Source organism: Listeria goaensis (assembly GCF_900186125.1).
In the GTDB taxonomy this organism is placed as follows: Bacteria; Bacillota; Bacilli; order Lactobacillales; family Listeriaceae; genus Listeria; species Listeria goaensis.
Genome location: NZ_FYBQ01000008.1, coordinates 91,023 through 107,374, shown reverse-complemented (window position 1 = coordinate 107,374; position 16,352 = coordinate 91,023). Strand labels below are relative to the sequence as shown.

At 39.8% G+C, this 16,352-nt stretch carries 20 protein-coding genes and 2 pseudogenes; 16 read left to right on the top strand and 6 right to left on the bottom strand.

Annotated features, from left to right (window positions below; translation table 11 throughout):
* The first annotated feature begins 69 nt into the window (after positions 1-69).
* Both CFT42_RS10265 and CFT42_RS10260 read left to right on the top strand, forming a co-directional pair.
* Positions 70-711, top strand: coding sequence for a histidine phosphatase family protein (locus CFT42_RS10265; RefSeq protein ID WP_088816081.1), 642 nt, complete (start codon positions 70-72; stop codon positions 709-711).
* A gap of 305 nt (positions 712-1,016) precedes the next feature.
* The gene (locus tag CFT42_RS10260) at positions 1,017-2,537 is read left to right on the top strand and encodes a flavocytochrome c (RefSeq protein WP_088810497.1); all 1,521 of its coding nucleotides are present in this window, start codon (positions 1,017-1,019) and stop codon (positions 2,535-2,537) included.
* A 76-nt stretch (positions 2,538-2,613) separates the two neighbouring features.
* Here the strand turns inward: CFT42_RS10260 and CFT42_RS10255 are convergent, their stop codons facing one another.
* The 3 genes from CFT42_RS10255 to CFT42_RS10245 all read right to left on the bottom strand — a co-directional run bounded on the left by CFT42_RS10255 (position 2,614) and on the right by CFT42_RS10245 (position 5,380).
* Positions 2,614-4,050: a glycoside hydrolase family 1 protein gene (locus CFT42_RS10255; RefSeq protein ID WP_088816080.1), complete on the bottom strand. Its 1,437-nt coding sequence runs from the start codon at positions 4,048-4,050 to the stop codon at positions 2,614-2,616.
* 148 nt (positions 4,051-4,198) lie between these two features.
* Entirely contained in the window at positions 4,199-4,879 is a 681-nt protein-coding gene (locus tag CFT42_RS10250; RefSeq protein ID WP_088810471.1) for a hypothetical protein, read from the bottom strand.
* Between the two features lie 90 nt (positions 4,880-4,969).
* Positions 4,970-5,380 carry a helix-turn-helix domain-containing protein gene (locus tag CFT42_RS10245; protein ID WP_088810470.1) on the bottom strand — a complete coding sequence of 137 codons (411 nt, stop codon included), beginning with the start codon at positions 5,378-5,380 and terminating at the stop codon, positions 4,970-4,972.
* A 178-nt stretch (positions 5,381-5,558) separates the two neighbouring features.
* Here CFT42_RS10245 and CFT42_RS10240 point away from each other — a divergent pair, with 178 nt between their 5' ends.
* The 5 genes and pseudogenes from CFT42_RS10240 (at position 5,559) to CFT42_RS10225 (ending at position 7,724) form a co-directional block, all read left to right on the top strand.
* The gene (locus CFT42_RS10240) at positions 5,559-5,879 is read left to right on the top strand and encodes a hypothetical protein (protein WP_088810469.1); all 321 of its coding nucleotides are present in this window, start codon (positions 5,559-5,561) and stop codon (positions 5,877-5,879) included.
* Between the two features lie 14 nt (positions 5,880-5,893).
* Positions 5,894-6,178: a holin gene (locus CFT42_RS10235; RefSeq protein WP_088816079.1), complete on the top strand. Its 285-nt coding sequence runs from the start codon at positions 5,894-5,896 to the stop codon at positions 6,176-6,178.
* Positions 6,175-6,729 (top strand): annotated as a pseudogene (locus CFT42_RS15010) (M15 family metallopeptidase); the annotation flags it as partial. The gene CFT42_RS10235 and the pseudogene CFT42_RS15010, both read left to right, overlap by 4 nt.
* Positions 6,730-6,753: 24 nt before the next feature.
* The gene (locus tag CFT42_RS15005) at positions 6,754-7,173 is read left to right on the top strand and encodes a hypothetical protein (protein WP_244169964.1); all 420 of its coding nucleotides are present in this window, start codon (positions 6,754-6,756) and stop codon (positions 7,171-7,173) included.
* Positions 7,174-7,289: 116 nt separating this feature from the next.
* A complete protein-coding gene (locus CFT42_RS10225) occupies positions 7,290-7,724 on the top strand; it encodes a DUF805 domain-containing protein (protein WP_088816078.1) in 435 nt (144 codons plus the stop codon).
* A 53-nt stretch (positions 7,725-7,777) separates the two neighbouring features.
* Here the strand turns inward: CFT42_RS10225 and yidA are convergent, their stop codons facing one another.
* The gene (gene yidA / locus CFT42_RS10220; RefSeq protein ID WP_088816077.1) at positions 7,778-8,590 is read right to left on the bottom strand and encodes a sugar-phosphatase; all 813 of its coding nucleotides are present in this window, start codon (positions 8,588-8,590) and stop codon (positions 7,778-7,780) included.
* A gap of 114 nt (positions 8,591-8,704) precedes the next feature.
* Here yidA and CFT42_RS10215 point away from each other — a divergent pair, with 114 nt between their 5' ends.
* The 4 genes from CFT42_RS10215 (at position 8,705) to CFT42_RS10200 (ending at position 12,441) form a co-directional block, all read left to right on the top strand.
* On the top strand, positions 8,705-9,205 hold the full coding sequence (locus CFT42_RS10215; RefSeq protein ID WP_088810464.1) for a GNAT family N-acetyltransferase: 501 nt from the start codon (positions 8,705-8,707) through the stop codon (positions 9,203-9,205).
* Positions 9,206-9,218: 13 nt separating this feature from the next.
* Complete coding sequence (locus CFT42_RS10210) at positions 9,219-9,980, top strand: nucleotidyltransferase domain-containing protein (protein WP_205408904.1); 762 nt, start codon at positions 9,219-9,221, stop codon at positions 9,978-9,980.
* Positions 9,981-10,195: 215 nt separating this feature from the next.
* A complete protein-coding gene (locus CFT42_RS15000) occupies positions 10,196-11,944 on the top strand; it encodes an HNH endonuclease signature motif containing protein (RefSeq protein WP_244169963.1) in 1,749 nt (582 codons plus the stop codon).
* A gap of 23 nt (positions 11,945-11,967) precedes the next feature.
* The gene (locus CFT42_RS10200) at positions 11,968-12,441 is read left to right on the top strand and encodes an SMI1/KNR4 family protein (protein ID WP_088816076.1); all 474 of its coding nucleotides are present in this window, start codon (positions 11,968-11,970) and stop codon (positions 12,439-12,441) included.
* A gap of 256 nt (positions 12,442-12,697) precedes the next feature.
* Here the strand turns inward: CFT42_RS10200 and CFT42_RS14995 are convergent, their stop codons facing one another.
* On the bottom strand, positions 12,698-12,913 hold the full coding sequence (locus CFT42_RS14995; RefSeq protein ID WP_240310373.1) for a hypothetical protein: 216 nt from the start codon (positions 12,911-12,913) through the stop codon (positions 12,698-12,700).
* A 21-nt stretch (positions 12,914-12,934) separates the two neighbouring features.
* Positions 12,935-13,051: pseudogene (locus tag CFT42_RS15115) on the bottom strand (helix-turn-helix transcriptional regulator); the annotation flags it as partial.
* Positions 13,052-13,173: 122 nt separating this feature from the next.
* Between CFT42_RS15115 and CFT42_RS10190 the strand changes: the two are divergent.
* From CFT42_RS10190 to CFT42_RS10170, 5 genes are all read left to right on the top strand, one after another.
* Positions 13,174-13,983 carry a CdiA family toxin C-terminal domain-containing protein gene (locus CFT42_RS10190; protein WP_244169962.1) on the top strand — a complete coding sequence of 270 codons (810 nt, stop codon included), beginning with the start codon at positions 13,174-13,176 and terminating at the stop codon, positions 13,981-13,983.
* 18 nt (positions 13,984-14,001) lie between these two features.
* The gene (locus CFT42_RS10185; RefSeq protein WP_088816075.1) at positions 14,002-14,361 is read left to right on the top strand and encodes a hypothetical protein; all 360 of its coding nucleotides are present in this window, start codon (positions 14,002-14,004) and stop codon (positions 14,359-14,361) included.
* A gap of 465 nt (positions 14,362-14,826) precedes the next feature.
* On the top strand, positions 14,827-15,231 hold the full coding sequence (locus CFT42_RS10180; RefSeq protein WP_088824931.1) for a hypothetical protein: 405 nt from the start codon (positions 14,827-14,829) through the stop codon (positions 15,229-15,231).
* Between the two features lies 1 nt (position 15,232).
* Positions 15,233-15,670 (top strand): polymorphic toxin type 28 domain-containing protein, encoded by a 438-nt coding sequence (locus tag CFT42_RS10175; RefSeq protein WP_208611157.1) that lies wholly within the window; start codon positions 15,233-15,235, stop codon positions 15,668-15,670.
* Complete coding sequence (locus CFT42_RS10170) at positions 15,655-16,062, top strand: contact-dependent growth inhibition system immunity protein (protein WP_088816073.1); 408 nt, start codon at positions 15,655-15,657, stop codon at positions 16,060-16,062. Before CFT42_RS10175 ends, CFT42_RS10170 begins: the two co-directional genes overlap by 16 nt.
* The last annotated feature ends 290 nt before the right edge of the window (positions 16,063-16,352 follow it).

Below are 16,352 nucleotides of genomic sequence, written 5' to 3'. Positions count from 1 at the left end.
CTCTTTTAAAAAAATAGATGGAGTGGTACAATAATATCTATTAGTGTTTGAATTATAGGAGGAAATGAATTGGAACAAGGCAAATTGACAATTTATTTTGTAAGACACGGCAAAACAGAATGGAATTTAACTGGACAAATGCAAGGCTGGGGAGACTCCCCGCTTGTATCTGAAGGGAAAAATGGTGCGATTTTAGTCGGCGAGGCACTTCAAGATATTCCTTTTAAAGCAGCTTATGTGAGTCCAAGTAAACGTACACAAGATACAGCCAAATACATTTTAAGTGGAAAAAAAGTCCCGATTCACCTTACCGAAGAGTTTCGTGAGATGAGCTTTGGCTCATGGGAAGGCGTGCGTGTCAGCGAACTAGATGTTCAGTTTAAAGAAGCGCGTGAAGCGATGCTACATAGCCCAGCGACATTTGACGCAAGCGAAAATGGCGGCGAAACTTATTATGAGCTAGAAGAACGCGTTCAAAAAGGCATGCAAAAGCTTATTTCTGAACAAAAAAGCGGTCATATTCTCGTCGTTTCTCACGGCATGACGTTAACGCTCCTGATGTATCTTTTAGGAGGCGGAAAAATGTCAGACCACCGCGCAGAAGGCGAACGAATTTTAAATACAAGTATTAGTAAAGTCGAATATGAGAATGGCCAATTTAATATCGTACAACTTAATGACACCGCGCATTTAGACAAGGCGCGCGTATAATTTAATAAGAAAAGTTAATTTTCATGAAATCCCAGATGGGGAGAAATATCGTAAACTGTGCAAAGAGCAGATGAAATTAAAGCGAATTCTAAAATTGTTTTGTATAAGAAGCTTAATTTCGAGCCAAATGTATTTACGAAATAAAAGCCGCTATCCTAAAACAAGGATAGCGGCTTTTATTTTTGTTTTTTTGAGCACTTTTTTTGTGAATTCGCACACAAGGAGTTTATTTTATGTTATGCTTGTTCATGTGTTCACAAGGTAAGGGTATAAACGTGAAAAAGGGAAAAAACGGAGGTTTAACAATGAAAAAGAAATTATTAGCTACACTTATTTTTATCCTTTCTATCACACTCGTACTAGCAGGGTGCGGGTCCAGTGATAAGTCAAACGAGAAAAGTAAGGCTAGTGAAAAAGAGGAAGCTACGGAAGCAAATTCAGGAGCATCTCAAGCGAGCTATACATCACTAGATAAACTGGAAGACCATTACGACATCATTATCATCGGTGCAGGTGGTGCAGGAATGTCCGCAGCACTTGAAGCAAAAGAAAAAGGCTTAAACCCAGTTATTTTCGAAAAAATGCCAGTTGCCGGAGGAAATACGTCCAAAGCATCGTCTGGTATGAACGCTTCAGAAACTAAATTTCAAAAAGAACAAGGGATTGAAGACAGTAACGACCTCTTTTATGAGGAAACTTTAGCAGGCGGACACGGAACGAATGATAAAGAAATGCTACGCTTCTTTGTAGATAACTCCGCCGACGCAATTGATTGGCTCGATTCAAAAGGAATTACGCTAAATAATATTACCATTACAGGCGGAATGAATGAAAAACGGACGCATCGTCCAGAAGACGGTTCCGCAGTAGGACAATATTTAGTAGATGGCCTGTTAGAAAATGTGAAAAAAGAAGAAATTCCAACGTTTGTCAATGCAAATGTAACGGAAATTACTGAAAAAGATGGCAAAGTAAACGGCGTGAAAGTCGTGTTCAATGATAAGACGAAGAAAAATATCACAGCAGACGCAGTTGTTGTTACTACCGGTGGATACGGTGCTAATGCTGAATTGATTGAAAAAGTTCGTCCAGATTTAAAAGGTTATGTTACAACGAACCAAGAAGGTAGTACTGGCGATGGTATCAAGATGATTGAGAAACTTGGCGGTACAACGGTTGATATGGATCAAATTCAAGTTCACCCAACGGTTCAACAAGAAAAATCGTATTTAATTGGGGAAGCAGTTCGTGGTGAAGGTGCCATTTTAGTTAATAGCGACGGCAAGCGTTTCACAAATGAACTAGACACACGAGATAAAGTGACTGCTGCTATTAATAAATTGCCAGAAAGAACGGCTTATTTAGTTTTTGATGCAGGCGTAACAGAACGTGTGAAGGCAATTAAGCAATATGAAGAAATGGGCTTTGTGAAAAAGGCGGATACGATTGAGGCTTTAGCTAAAGAAATTGATGTTCCAGCTACTGACTTGGAAGCAACATTAAATACATGGAACCAAAGTGTAGCTAGTAAAAAAGATGCTGAATTTGGTCGTACGACAGGTATGGATAATGATTTATCCAAAGCGCCATATTATGCGATTAAAATCGGTCCAGGCGTCCACTACACAATGGGCGGTGTGAAAATTAATACGAATACGGAAGTGCTAAATAAAGAGGGGCAACCAATTACCGGGTTATTCGCGGCTGGAGAAGTAGCTGGCGGCTTACACGGAGAAAATCGAATCGGCGGAAACTCGGTGGCGGAAATTATTATTTTCGGTCGCCAAGCCGGAATTAAATCAGCAGAATTTGTGAACGCACAATAAATTGAAATGCCCTTATCAAAAAAGTAGGATGGCCGAAGTGCCATCCTACTTTTTTGATTGTCGTCATCAACTTTTATTATAATTCTTCACCATTTGTTTCAATCACTTTTTTATACCAGTAGAAGCTATCTTTCGGGATACGCGTCATCGGTGCATCGTCAGACACATCGCGGTCCACATAAACGAAACCATAGCGCTTTTGATAGCCGTTCAACCAGCTAAGCAAGTCCGTAAAGCTCCACGTGCAGTAGCCAAGCATATCCACGCCGTCGCTAATCGCATCACGAATCGCCGTCACATGACTCGCCAAATACTCGATGCGATATTCATCGTGAATTTGCCCGTCTTCCAGCTTATCAAATTCACCTAAACCATTTTCTGTGATTAAAATAGGAAGTTGATAGCGGCTGTTAATGCGGCGCAAGGCAATTTGTAAACCTTTCGGGTCAATAGTCCAGTCCCAATTTGTCGTTTTCACAAATGGATTAACCAGTTTTTTATAAACGCCTGGTACCCCTGTTTCCTTCGAAGTCCCTTTTTTACCCGTCGTATTCATTTCATTGCTCATGCCAACACCGTCAAGCGGGTTGTAAGCAACTGTTGCAGACTGATAATAATTGACGCCCATAAAATCAGGTTTGCCAGCGCGAAGCAATTCCATATCGCCATCTTCAATTGTAGGCGCAATGTCTTGTTCCACTAAATATTTCCATACTGCACTTGGATAGCGACCATATGCGTAAACGTCCATCCAAAAATAACTATTCAATTCTTCCGCATCATCGGCTGCTTGAACGTTTTTTGGATCCGTATCAATCGGATAGTGAGGCGTGTAGGCAAAACTTGGTCCGATTTTACCATCAGGAACAATTTCATGGAAAGCTTGAATCACACTAGCATTCGCCAAGTTTGCAATATGGTTAACAGCATACATCCGTTTTGAATCTGAAACTTTTGGCGGGTGAAGCGCCTGTCCGTAGCCCATTCCAACAAAAATATTTTGCTCGTTTAAAGAAACCCAATATTTAACACGGTCGCCGTAGCGCTTAAATAGCGTAATCGCATAATTAGTAAAATCACGAATGACTTCGCGTGATTCCCAACCGCCGTATTCATCAAATAGCGCTTGCGGAATATCCCAATGATAAATCGTAACAAGCGGTTCAATATCGTATTTTAATAACTCATCAATTAAGTCATCGTAAAATTTCAAGCCAGCTTCGTTTAATTCCCCTTTACCTTGTGGGAAAATACGCGACCAAGCAATCGAAAAGCGGTATGCTCTTAGTCCAGCGTCCGCCATGAGTTTCACGTCCTCTTTATAGCGATGGTAATGGTCAACCGCTACATCACCATTTGTTCCTTCATAAGTCGTGCCGGGAATTCGTACGTAGTTGTCCCAAACAGAAGGTCCTTTACCATCTGTATCCCATGCACCTTCAATTTGATAAGCAGCAGAAGCTGAACCCCATAAAAAATCTTTCGGAAAACTTGTCCGTTTTTTGTGTTCCATTTAAAATCCTCCTCAAATCATTAATCATAAAACACATTACTTCTTTATTTTAAAGTATAATCTTTTCAATTGGAAGTGAAAGAGTATGCTAGGAAAATAGCAAACACCCCTATAACCTTCAGGCTAAGGGGTGATCAGTAAGGCAAATTTAATTTGGATATATCTCTAATGTTGTTACATCTAGGCTCTTATCAGTAGAGAATTTATAAGTTGCATGATCTACTGTCACTTTCGTAGTACTGTGTTTCTTATGACTAGCGTCGAAAGTATCTAAAACTTTATCTAGCTTATCTTCTGAGCCAACCGCACGCATGACCGCTTCAATGGCGTTTTGGAAATTGTCATAATCGTAAATACCCATGTCAAGCTCGGTACTGGGCGCATAAACGAGAGAAATAGCCATTACGTTGTTCCCGTCACAGGCAATATTAAATCCAGTCGTCACTTTTGTATCCGCTTGCGGGGCACCAGGTAGCGGAAGTGTAAACTGGTCTTTCAGCACCTCATAATCAACCAATGTTTTTTGTTTCGGAATTGTAAATGAATTTGTTGCTTCTTCGCCCTCTTTTTTTGCAATGATTTCATACGACGCTTTAGAGGTTGTCCGTGGAACATGGATAGCAAACCTGCCGTCTTCTGCAATTGCCTTTTCTTCATTACGAGCCGCATCTGTAAACGTTATCTCAGCGCCTACATCAGTTGTTCCATAATAGGTTAAATCATAGCCATTTTCAGGTGTTTGATTAATTTCGAGAGGAAGCTCCCCACATCCTCCCAAAAGACTTGTTGCTAGCAAAGCTGTAAATAAAATTTTTCTGCGATGTTTCATCTAACGACCCCTTCTACTGTTGTATTTATATAATCGCATGCTACGTTTATACCCATTTTTCTTTTTATTTTTTTACAAAAGTTAGCTGTCCTAGTTCTTTTTGATATTCTCAATAAAGCCCAGAATTTCTTGCATTTCAAGCTCTGTGACATCGTCCTCCAAATGAGCCGCGATGGTCGAGGAATCTAGAACTTTCATTTGTCTTTGTGCTGCCAGTTGTTCCGCCGCAAAATTGTAAACCAGCCTTTGTCTATCCGGCTCTAGCTCTTCAAAAATTGCGATGAAATCTTCGCTTGTTTCAGTTTCCCACCCCATCAATTTACTCGGAGTCGTTTCTAACATATCAGCAATCGCCTTGAGCATGCCAACAGGCAGTTTTTCAATCTCACCGTTTTCATATCTAAAAATAGTCGACCTGGAAACCGCTAACTTTTTAGCAATTTCATCTGCGCTAATCTTTAATTGTTTGCGTCTTGTTTTTATTCGCTCACCAACATGCATTGAAAGCCCCTCTTTCCAGAGATTTATAGAAAGTATATCTTATCTCACCAAGTTTTACAATGGATAGTCGCATTTTTGCGATACTTTTTTTGTGAGAAAATCAACAATCGCGTATAATGAAGGAAGTTGCAAAAATGCGACTTTTTAAAAGGCTGCTATCAAAACGGAGGTGTTGAAAGTGGAAGTGATGAAAGAAAAGGTCGTGCAATTAGAAAATGAATTGGCATACTTGAAAAAGCGTGTCAAACATATCGAGGAGCAAAGCCATGCGAGAGAACTAAATGAACAACATGCATTAAATGAAATCAGAAACTCGCTAAAAGCACTTGAAAACGAGCTGAAAAATGCACTTACACAATCTGCTAGCCGCGAAAAACACGCACTTGATAGAGAAGTTTCAGCCAACATACGTGAAGAAAAAGCTTTGCGCTCGTTTTACTGGGCAATTGGTCTTGTTGCTGCACTTTTAATTGCAAGCATTGTCGAAAGCTTTTCATAAAGGAGATGGAAAAAATGAATTTTGGAGAAGAATTACTCGCTTATATGACATTTTTAACAATTTCAACAACTGCAATTGTTCAAGTTGTCAAAAGCACAAATAAAATTCCGCGGCATTATTTGCCGCTAGTAAGTTTAATGATAGGTATTACGGTTGGAGGCCTGGCAACGTTTATTCCTGGTGCCGGCTCAATTTCCGTTATGTTATGGTCTGGCGGCTTAGCAGGACTAGGCGGTACGGGTTTGTTTGAACAGTTTACGAAACGTGATGGGAATTTGAAGGGGGATGACAGCAAGTGACGTATTACAGCGAGAGAAATTGGGCGAATATCGCAAAATTAGCCAACCAGACGAAAAAAGCGGCGACTTCGCTTTTAAAATGGGCAGAAGGGGAACAAATCGAAGTTTTAATTTACGAAACGATCCGAACTACTGCGCAGCAAAAGAGTCACGTGGCGAGTGGCGCATCACAGACGATGAAGTCTTACCATATTGTTGGGCAGGCATTCGATTTTGTCCCAGCGAAAGGGCAAACGATTCAGTGGGACGGGTACAACCGTGCAGATATGAAGAAGTTTATCGCAAAGGCGAAGACGCTCGGTTTTGAATGGGGTGGAGATTGGCGGGGGCTTGTTGATAAGCCGCATATGCAGTTCAATTACAAAGGTTATGGTTCGGATTCGTTTGAAGCGAGCGCGCCGAAAACAGACGATCTAGGGCTCGTCGCGTATATGAATCTGATTGGGCTTGACTCAAGCTATGGTCATCGTATGGAGCTAGCCGCGAAGTACGGCATTACGGGCTACAGAGGAACGGCTTCGCAAAATATCACTTTATTGTCTAAAATAAAAGTAGCTCACAATACGAAAAATGATGTGAAGAAACATTCCATTTCTGCTACCGTCCAAGATGTTACCCCACTACTTCCAAAACCGCAATTCAAATCACAAACGCCACTTCGGCTTTGGAAAACGGGTACAAAAGTCCAAATTGGGAAGCATTCGCGCTATTGGCACAAGACTTCCGTTCAAGATAAAAACGGGAAATGGGTTACTGGCTACATTTACCACTCGATGGTCACCAATTTGAAGCCTGTTAAAGGGACTGATAAATTTGAAGGGAAAATAAAAGCATTCGCGATTTGGTGGGACGACATGAACCTACACGGCGGCGCAATTTTAACCTACAAGCCTGGCACGAAGCTTAGTCATTATCCAGTGGAGAATGGGCTTAAGAGTGCCTACTTCGCGAAACAAAAAAAGGTTTTTTTTACACCGAATTACTTTTTGAAATAGTGTAAAAGTGTGGCTAAAAAAGAATAAATGGTTAATAAATTCGAAATTTAGACATATCATTCACTTTGAAAGTATAGTATAATAATTTGGATAGTTTAAAAAAGGGAGTTGAAAAAATGGGATTTTTAGAAGCTTATAAAGCCTATTGGAAGAATTATGTGAACTTTAGTGGGCGTTCAACACGTTCGGAATACTGGTATACTATCCTATGGAATGCGATTATCATGGCAATCTTTTGGATTTTAATGCTAATCGTTGGTCTTTCTTCTGCAACAGCAGCAGCGGGTACAGCTTATCCGGGGGAAGTTTTTGGAGCAATGTATGCAGGACCAATGCTTTTTGTAGTCGTACTTGTATGGCTCTTTGGAGTCGCGAATATTATTCCGGGAATTAGCCTTATGATTCGCAGATTTCATGACATCGGAAAAAGTGGCTGGTTCGTGCTACTTGGTCTTATTCCGTTTGTTGGAAGCATTATTATTCTTGTTTTCATGTGTTTACCTAGCGTTGAAGGTGCTAGCAACACGAAAAATGATGAGTACGGGTTTTAAAAAATAGTTTAAAAAAAGCGCTGTAGTTATTGAAAACTACAACGCTTTTTAATTTAAGCATTCAAAATGAATTTTTCAATGGCCCGCGCGACACCGCTGTTATTGTTGGTTTCTGTAATGAAATCAGCCATATCTTTTAGGCGCGGGATAGCATTGCCCATCGCAACGGCAGTGCCTGCAAATTCAAGCATCGTTGTATCATTTTCATGGTCGCCTATGCACATCACTTCATCTTGTTTGATGCCAAGAAGTTCAGAAAGCTGCTTCACCGCATTTCCTTTACTTGCATTCGGGTTTAAAACTTCTAAATAAAACGGGGCACTGCGAACAAGGTGGTAATGCTCTTCAAGGTCGCTTGGTAGCTTCTTTATTCCCGCTTCGAGAATTTCTGGTTCGTCAATCATCATTGCTTTTGACATTTGGAAATCAGCCGGAATTTTCTCGATTTCAGTGAAAACGAGCTGACTCCCGGTTAAATAAGCTTCTACAATAGTGTATTTTCCAATGTTCCGATTCGCTGTGTAGAGCGTTTTATCATCGAAGAAGTGCATATGTAGTCCAGCATCATCACTTATTTTTGAAAGTGAAACGAGGTCGTCTTTCGTTAACGTTAAGTGCGATACGACTTCTTTCGTAAAGGTATCTTGAACCATGGCGCCGTTAAAGCTAATGACATAATCGCCTTCCTCGCGCAGTTCAAGTTCGCTTAAATATTGTTGCACGCCGACAAGTGGACGGCCTGTACATAAAACAATTTTTGTGCCAGCTACTTTTGCTTTTCGAATCGCTTCTTTCACTTCGGTCGTTACTTCGTGGTGGTCGTTTAAAAGTGTGCCATCAATATCAATTGCTACTAATTTAATCATAAGTTCAGTTCCTCCAATCATACCAATTAAGTATAGCATATTCCTGCTAGCGATTGAAGTTTACTAGGAAATATGGCAAGATGGAAGAAGAAATGTGGAAAAGAGTGTGACAGTATGAAACGTAATTATCATGTGAAATTTTTAAATGAAAAGGATATCGCTTTGGCTGAACATGTATGCGCCAAGTGCGAGGATTACTTTCAAATTGAGCAAGGGCGGAAAGCGAATTCAAGTGATGCGCACGCCATTTTAACGGACTTGCCTGATGGGAAAACGAAATTCGACAAGTTTGTCATGGCGATTTTAGATGATCAGGAAGAACCTATCGGCCTGATTGATGTTGTGGCGGATTTTCCAAAGAAGGGCGAATGGATTATCGGGCTGTTACTGCTTGTGCCAGACGCGAGGGAAGCAGGACTTGGACGCGTTTTACATCAAGTCATTCGCGACTGGGCGACAGACGGCGGCGCGAAGTCGCTCCGCATCGGCGTTTTGAATGAGAATGAGGCGGCAAAAGGTTTCTGGGAACATCTCGGCTACCAAAAACAGGAAGAAAAAACAACACAGTTTGGAGAAAAAACGCACGTAGTTAGCGTCTACACACTCCAAATTTAAGAAGGTGAGAAGCGTGTGGGAATGGGTTGAAAAGGAAATAAAACGAATTGAGCACGAACAAAACGTAACCATTTGGTATGCAGTGGAGTCTGGCAGTCGGGCCTGGGGCTTTCCTTCCAAAGATAGCGATTTTGATGTACGGTTTTTATATACACATTCTGAGGATTGGTATGTTTCAGTGGAGGAGCGGCGCGACGTGATTGAGTACCCGATTGATGACTCGCTTGACGTGAGCGGTTGGGATTTGAAGAAGGGCTTGCAACTGCTTCGGAAGTGCAATCCATCTTTACTTGAATGGCTGAATTCGCCAATTGTATATCGTGATAAAGGGAATCTTGCAGCTGAACTTCGCAAACTTTGTCGTGAAAATATGGCACTAAAACCGCTAATTTATCATTATTTACATATGGCGGAAGGAAATTTTCGCGAATATTTGCAAGGTGAGCAGGTGAAAATTAAAAAATATTTTTATGTGCTCCGTCCGCTTTTTGCATGTAGCTACATTGAAAAATATGAAGCGGAACCGCCTGTCCTCTTTGATGAAATCATGGCTAAAATTGAAATTCCCGAACCAATTCGCGAAATAACGTCTGAACTTTTAGTACGCAAAAAAGCAGGCGATGAACTCGATTTAGAACCGCGCCTTGATGAACTAAACGCCTATATTAACGAACAAATTGGCCATTTCAAACAATTTGTGCAATCCATTGATTCGCCCGAACCAATCGCCTATGCCAAATTGAATGCCGTTTTTAGGAAGTTTGTGCGGGAATAATGATGAAGAGTGTCCTATAAAGAGGAAAAATAAACAAGCATACAGCCAGTACGAATCTCATTTTCAAAAATGAATTTTACTAGTTGTCCGCTTGTTTTTTTATTTGTGCCCCGAAATTTGATATATATTACTGAAAAATTCATACAATGTCCACAGCTTGCATTTCTTGCATATGCTAAACTAAAAGAAAAAGTAGTAAGTAGGTGAATGCTTTAGTGAAAGATATTCATTATCAGGAAGATGACTTTGAAAAAGCAGGAAAAAGCATTGGCAGCCTTATCGGGAAAGGCGCATGGGGAAAGGGTACAATCGACCATTTAAAGAAAGTTTCCAAGAATTTAGAAGAAGCCGAAGACGACATTGCCCGCTACGACACAGACGGCGTGATTTCTTTTCAACATACAAGCCAAACATCCAAGTATCAGGAGATTTTCGAGGATTTTGACGTCCTTTATCGTTTTTCCGACCAAATCGGGGACATCGTAAACAACACGATCGACCACCCGTTTTATGAAAAGCTAGATGACTTTGTGGCAGGCATGCGCGACTTAGATGCGACCACGTTCACAACGGAAAACCGAATTGGAGCCACCACGACAACCACACAGTTTGAAAACAGCTATACGCAAAAACAAGTAGAGGTCCCAAAAAGTAAAGTGAGCCTCGAGGATTTATTCAGCGGGGACACCTTTTATGCCGACCAAATGAAGCTGCAGTATGATGCATGGAAACAGACGAACAAAGGAGAAGACGTCAGCCATCAAGATTTTCAAGCCGCGATGTTAAATTCCCGTGCTTTCGCCTACACGTCCATTAAAGATGAACAACAGAAGACAGAATTTTGGACACTCGTGGTCGCCACTATCGTCATCGTGGGTGTTTCCGCATTTTGCCCGCTCGCAGGTGTAGCTTTAAGTGCCGCTTACGGTACGCTTGAAATAAGCGCGGCGAAGACAGGCAAAGACTGGATGACTGGCCGCGAACTGGATGCCACCGAACGCGCCCAGCGCGGCGCTTTTGCGGTTTTGGATGTCATTCCAGGCGTCAAAGCCCTAACCGGCGGTGTACAAATGATGCGCTCAGGAAGCCGTTTAGCAAACGTGAGTGATGCCCTCTTACAAGGCGTGAAAAATGTCCCCACCCAAGTGGGGGATATTGCCAAACTTGGTCAAACGCAAATGAGAACGCGCATAGCAAGCCTAAAAACCGCCACTCAAGACGCATTACAAGTCACCACACAAAAAGGCATCAAAGGATTGGACAAGGTCGGACAAACGGCAACCGCCATGAAAGGCTCTTTAAACTTGCCGCCACGAGCACATCTAGCCTTAGCCGGCATGGGAGGTATCCCGAACCAAGCGCCTTCCAAAATCGCTCAAGGGACGGAGAATTTGAAAGATGTGCTGCAGAAGTTTGATGTGAATTTGGGTGGCGGAAGCAAACGAGCTGATGGTATAATAGAGAAAGCCAATGGGGCTAATGCTAATCTAATTGACGATTTTGTTAATGGAAAAGCATCGTTTGATGATGCTCTGCAAAGTTACTCTCAGAAATATGCTGAAATAGTATCTAAAAATGAAAAATGGTCATGGAATAAATCTATTTCTGGAGGAGAAAATTTATCAATTAAGCAGAAAAAATTGATAAAAGAAATGGCTGTAAATGAAGGGTTAATACCTGATGTAAAAGTGACTCCTGTAGAAAACATGAAATATGGATTTGCGGATTTTGAAGGCGCAGGAGTAGTTGAAGAAACTATTGACTTACCTAAAGATTTATGGCTTAAATCAGATAAGGAACAATTCAATTGGTTAAATGAACAAGTTGGTGGTGCTCGTCCTGGTAAAACATGGCACCATACTGAAATTCCTGGTAAAATGGAGCTTGTAGATTTTGGCATACACAACATTACAAGTCATAATGGTGGTAGAACTGCAGGAATGTGGGCAGATAGCGCAAGATAATAAAATAGTTTGGAGATGATTTTATGAAAATTGAAGAAACATCTATAATTTTACCTTTACCCACTCAAAAAGATATAGAAAAAGAAGAAAGTTATTGGAAAGTGACGTTGCCAATTGAATATGCGACATTTATTTCCAAATATAATGGTGCAGTGCCAATTACAAATGTTTTTACTGTTTCTTCACATGAGTATGTGATTGAAAGATTTTTATGCATTTTAAAGGATAGTGAGAACAATAAGCTTGGTATGTACGATATAGATGTTGTACTGTCCCAGATTGAAGATAGATTAACTGATAATGAGGATTTAGTCGGAGTTGAATTATTGCCTATTGCAAGCTTGTTTGGAGGAGATTTTCTTTGTTTAAGTTTTAAAGATAGAGAACATCCACCTACTGTTGGAGTATGGAAGCACGAAGAATCTTCTGAATTAGAGCCAGTATTTTTAAAAGGATTTTCTAGTTTTAAAGAGTTTTTGGCGAATTTAACTGAGTAGTGAAAATATAAAAAGAAATTTAAGTAGACATGCTATTTTGCTAGATTCTAAGAATGAAACAAGAGAATTTTTAAAGAACAAATTCAACTGCTAAAGCAAATGATGGGCATGTTATGCTAAAAACGCTCGAGGAGCAAGTCAAGGTGCTAGCTATTTTGTGAGTTCCTCGGGCACTGATAAACAGACATGCCCAATAAAGAAAGTCAATAGCGACGTTAGGAGAGTCTAGCGGTCTATTGACTTTCTTTATAGTGTCTCACGGATTAGAAGCGTCATTTTTCTCTTTTTCTTCTGCTTCTTTTAGAAATTGTTTTATGACAAGTACCTTCATAACTTCCATTTCATCATCAGTCATATCAAATTTCTTTTTTCCAATTTCTGTGATTGCTAGAAAATTCTTCAACAAGACATCTGTTAGCTTTTTTGCTTCTTCTTCAGATAAATTTTTAATACCATTTTCAGTGATATCCAAATGGTTAGTGTCTGAAGTTCCTAGTAAATAATCTAGCGTGCTATTTAGTTCTGCCGCAAGCTCTACAACTTTATCTAGTTCAGGTTCTCTTTTCCCATTTTCCCAATTAGTATAGGTTACTCTAGTTACTCCGACTAAATCAGCTAGTACTTGTTATGTCATTTTTTTCTCGGTTCGGAGTTGTTTAAAGCGTTCTGAAAACTTAGACATAATCACCTTTCATAAATTTAGCAAACGTGAGTGATGCCCTCTTACAAGGCGTGAAAAATGTCCCCACACAAGTGGGGGATATTGCCAAACTTGGTCAAACACAAATGAGAACGCGGATGGTCAGCCTAAAAACCGCCACTCAAGACGCATTACAGGTCGCCACACAAAAAGGCATCAAAGGATTGGACAAGGTCGGACAAACGGCAACCGCCATGAAAGGCTCTTTAAACTTGCCGCCACGAGCACATCTAGCCTTAGCTGGCATGGGAGGCATCCCGAACCAAGCGCCTTCCAAAATCGTTCAAGGGACGGAGAACCTCAAAGACGTCCTGCAGAAATTTGACGTGAACTTGAGTGGCAAAGGCAAACAGGCGGATGGTATAATAAAAGAAACAAGTGGGGCTAACAATTTAAAAATCAACTCAAATGCAAAAAATCATTTGGCTAATTCAGAGGGATTTGTTAGAAAAGGGGGGCAAGGAGTAAAAGGAGGACATAATATTGCTTCTTTCTATGGTGAGCTAAATGCCCAAGGATTTAATATTGATGATTGTATAATTAACAAAAAAGCTCATCCAACAATAAAAGGAATATATGAAATAGAGTATAAGGTTCCGGCTATGGACAATAAGGGAAACATTATACCTAACAAATATAAAAATATTAGACAACCTAAAACAGTGTATGACCCTAAATATTTTTCTGATAGTACCATATACGATTTAGGGATAGAAGCAATGCGAAATGGGGAAATAAGTGGAAGAGAAATTGTTGGAGTAGCTAGTAATGGTTTAGAGTTTACAGGATTTATTAATGAAGCTGGAGAAGTTAACAATTTTTTCCCAAGTATGCGGAAATAGAAAAGAGGGAACTATAAAATGTATACATTAGTAACAGATAGTGAAGAAAGAGAGATATTATTAAAGACTTTTTCTGGTTCAGTCAATAAAACATGTTTAGAACATTTCGCTCAAAAAGAAGGTTATGGTAACGATTTTATAAGGATTTTATTCAAAGATGATTTAGATGAATATGAAGATCAAGAAGAATTAAATGAAATTGGAACTAACAGAGTAGTTCTTTTTGCAGAGTATCCAGCAGCTCCGAGAGATGAAAAAATGTATTTAACATTTAAAGAGTTGTATAGTTACGCTAGTGAAGTTATTCAGGAAAATTACGAAAATGATTCAGAAATTCAAGAATTACTTTTAAAACTAAAAGAAGAATTATGCATCTGAAGTATTGCATGATAAACAAAAAAACTAAATAAAGAAGGCGCTTTATCATTAAGCTGGTAATCAAAGGGAAAGCTTTGACTAGTAGGGAGTAACTCGCTAATCAAGAGCTAGCAAAAAGTCGTGTCTGTTACGGAATAAAATATGAAAAAGACCTTCAAATAGATCTTATAGGAGTAGCGAGTTATTTAGATGAATAAATGATATTTTACCAAAGCAAGTGATAAAGCCTTGAATATAAGTCTAAACTCACTAATTAAGTTGCCAATAGCTAACAAAAGCAAGCTGTATTTATTGTACAAAGATTCAAAGGACTTTTCTAGTCTTTTCGAATGTTTCTTAAGTAATTTTAGTTAGAAAATAGTAAAGTTTTTGTAACGGTATTAGTGAGGCGTCAATCACTGATACCGTTTTCTGATTTTGACCCCTACGAGTTTAGCTTCAAGTGTTGCTTATGGCAGCCTTGAAATGGGCACAGCGATTACGGGGAAAGACTGGATGGCTGGCCGCGAACTTGATGCCACCGAACGCGCCCAGCGCAGCCCTTTTGCTGTACTGGACGTTATCCTCATAGTGAGAGCGCTTCTTTATCGGACGAGTGTGCAAACGATGTGTTCAGGAAGCCGTTTAGCGAGCGTGATACGTTCTTACAAGGGGGGGGGGAATGTCCCCACTCAAGTTGGTGACATCGCCAAACTTGGTCAAACGCAAATGAGGACACGCATGGCCAGCCTAAAAACCGTCACTCAAGACGCATTACAAGTCGCCACGAGCACATCTAGCCTTAGCCGGCATGGGAGGCATCCCGAACCAAGCGCCTTCCAAAATCGCCCAAGGGACCGCGAATCTGAAAGATGTGCTGCAGAAGTTTGATGTGAATCTGGGTGGCGGAGGCAAACGGGCTGATGGTATAATAGAGAAAGCCAATGGGACTGTGGATGATATTCCAAAAAATATTGAGGATATGCTAACCCCTGCTCAGAAAAAAAGTGTGAAGAAGATAAATAATAATATTAATGATCATTTAACTGACGGTGATTTTAGTGGAACAAGAAGAGATTTGGAAGGGAATCCAGTTCCTAAGAAAGGGGATTTTGGAAAATATTGGGATCATTTGGATGAAATGCTCAACACCCATAAATCTCTTATGGGTTCAAGGAGAAGTATTGAAAACTCACTAAAAAATCCTAATCTACCTAAAGATGTTAGAAATTTTCTTCAGAATGAATTACAAAAAGCAAATGATAGTCTTAAAAAGATCGATGACTTATTTAATGAATTTGGAGGTACAGATAAATGGCTGAAAAAATAAAGGATATTTATCATGAAAGTGATGATTTTCCTATTACGACTGAAAAATATGATATTTGGTTAAAAGAATTGTTAAATAAAACAGAAGATGAAATAGACGAAAATGATGTTTATACAATGTTTTCTCAGCATGTATTAGAAGATTTGGCAATAAAAAAAGCTATAGAATTTATTTTGGAAGATCCATTGGCTGGCGAAATGTGGGAGGGCCAATTTTTAGAGCAGTTAGCAAAAGAGCCTATTGAGAAATTGGAAATATATAGAAAGGAATTAAAAGAGTTACCTTCTCATATAGATCAAAATATAGATGATTCCTTGTGGGATTTTGATTTTGAAAGAGACGAGTTTATGGAAAAATATGAAGAATTTAAAAAAGTACTTTCTAAATTGTGAGCTGTAAAAAATGAGGCAAAAAAAGACACTTCATCAACTAACAAAAGCAAGCAATATGTATTGTACAAAAATTCAAAGGACTTAGGTGTACAATAATTTTAGTTAGAAAATAGTAAAGTTATTGAAACGGTATTAGTGAGGCACCAACTACTGATACCTTTTTTTGGTTTTGGCTCAACTGGTTTAGCCTTAGAAATCCTTACGGAAGTCTCGAAACGTGCCCAGCGCGGCGCTTTTGCCGTACTGGACGTTCATTGAAGACGTGAATAAGTATCATCGTTATCAAGTAA

Bases quoted from the DNA above. Each gene is read 5' to 3' on its own strand.
- CFT42_RS10260 (WP_088810497.1), top strand. From the start codon at position 1,017: ATGAAAAAGAAATTATTAGCTACACTTATTTTTATCCTTTCTATCACA.
- CFT42_RS10255 (WP_088816080.1), bottom strand. From the start codon at position 4,050: ATGGAACACAAAAAACGGACAAGTTTTCCGAAAGATTTTTTATGGGGT.
- CFT42_RS10250 (WP_088810471.1), bottom strand. From the start codon at position 4,879: ATGAAACATCGCAGAAAAATTTTATTTACAGCTTTGCTAGCAACAAGT.
- CFT42_RS10245 (WP_088810470.1), bottom strand. From the start codon at position 5,380: ATGCATGTTGGTGAGCGAATAAAAACAAGACGCAAACAATTAAAGATT.
- CFT42_RS10235 (WP_088816079.1), top strand. From the start codon at position 5,894: ATGAATTTTGGAGAAGAATTACTCGCTTATATGACATTTTTAACAATT.
- CFT42_RS10225 (WP_088816078.1), top strand. From the start codon at position 7,290: ATGGGATTTTTAGAAGCTTATAAAGCCTATTGGAAGAATTATGTGAAC.
- yidA (WP_088816077.1), bottom strand. From the start codon at position 8,590: ATGATTAAATTAGTAGCAATTGATATTGATGGCACACTTTTAAACGAC.
- CFT42_RS10215 (WP_088810464.1), top strand. From the start codon at position 8,705: ATGAAACGTAATTATCATGTGAAATTTTTAAATGAAAAGGATATCGCT.
- CFT42_RS10200 (WP_088816076.1), top strand. From the start codon at position 11,968: ATGAAAATTGAAGAAACATCTATAATTTTACCTTTACCCACTCAAAAA.
- CFT42_RS10185 (WP_088816075.1), top strand. From the start codon at position 14,002: ATGTATACATTAGTAACAGATAGTGAAGAAAGAGAGATATTATTAAAG.
- CFT42_RS10180 (WP_088824931.1), top strand. From the start codon at position 14,827: ATGGGCACAGCGATTACGGGGAAAGACTGGATGGCTGGCCGCGAACTT.
- CFT42_RS10170 (WP_088816073.1), top strand. From the start codon at position 15,655: ATGGCTGAAAAAATAAAGGATATTTATCATGAAAGTGATGATTTTCCT.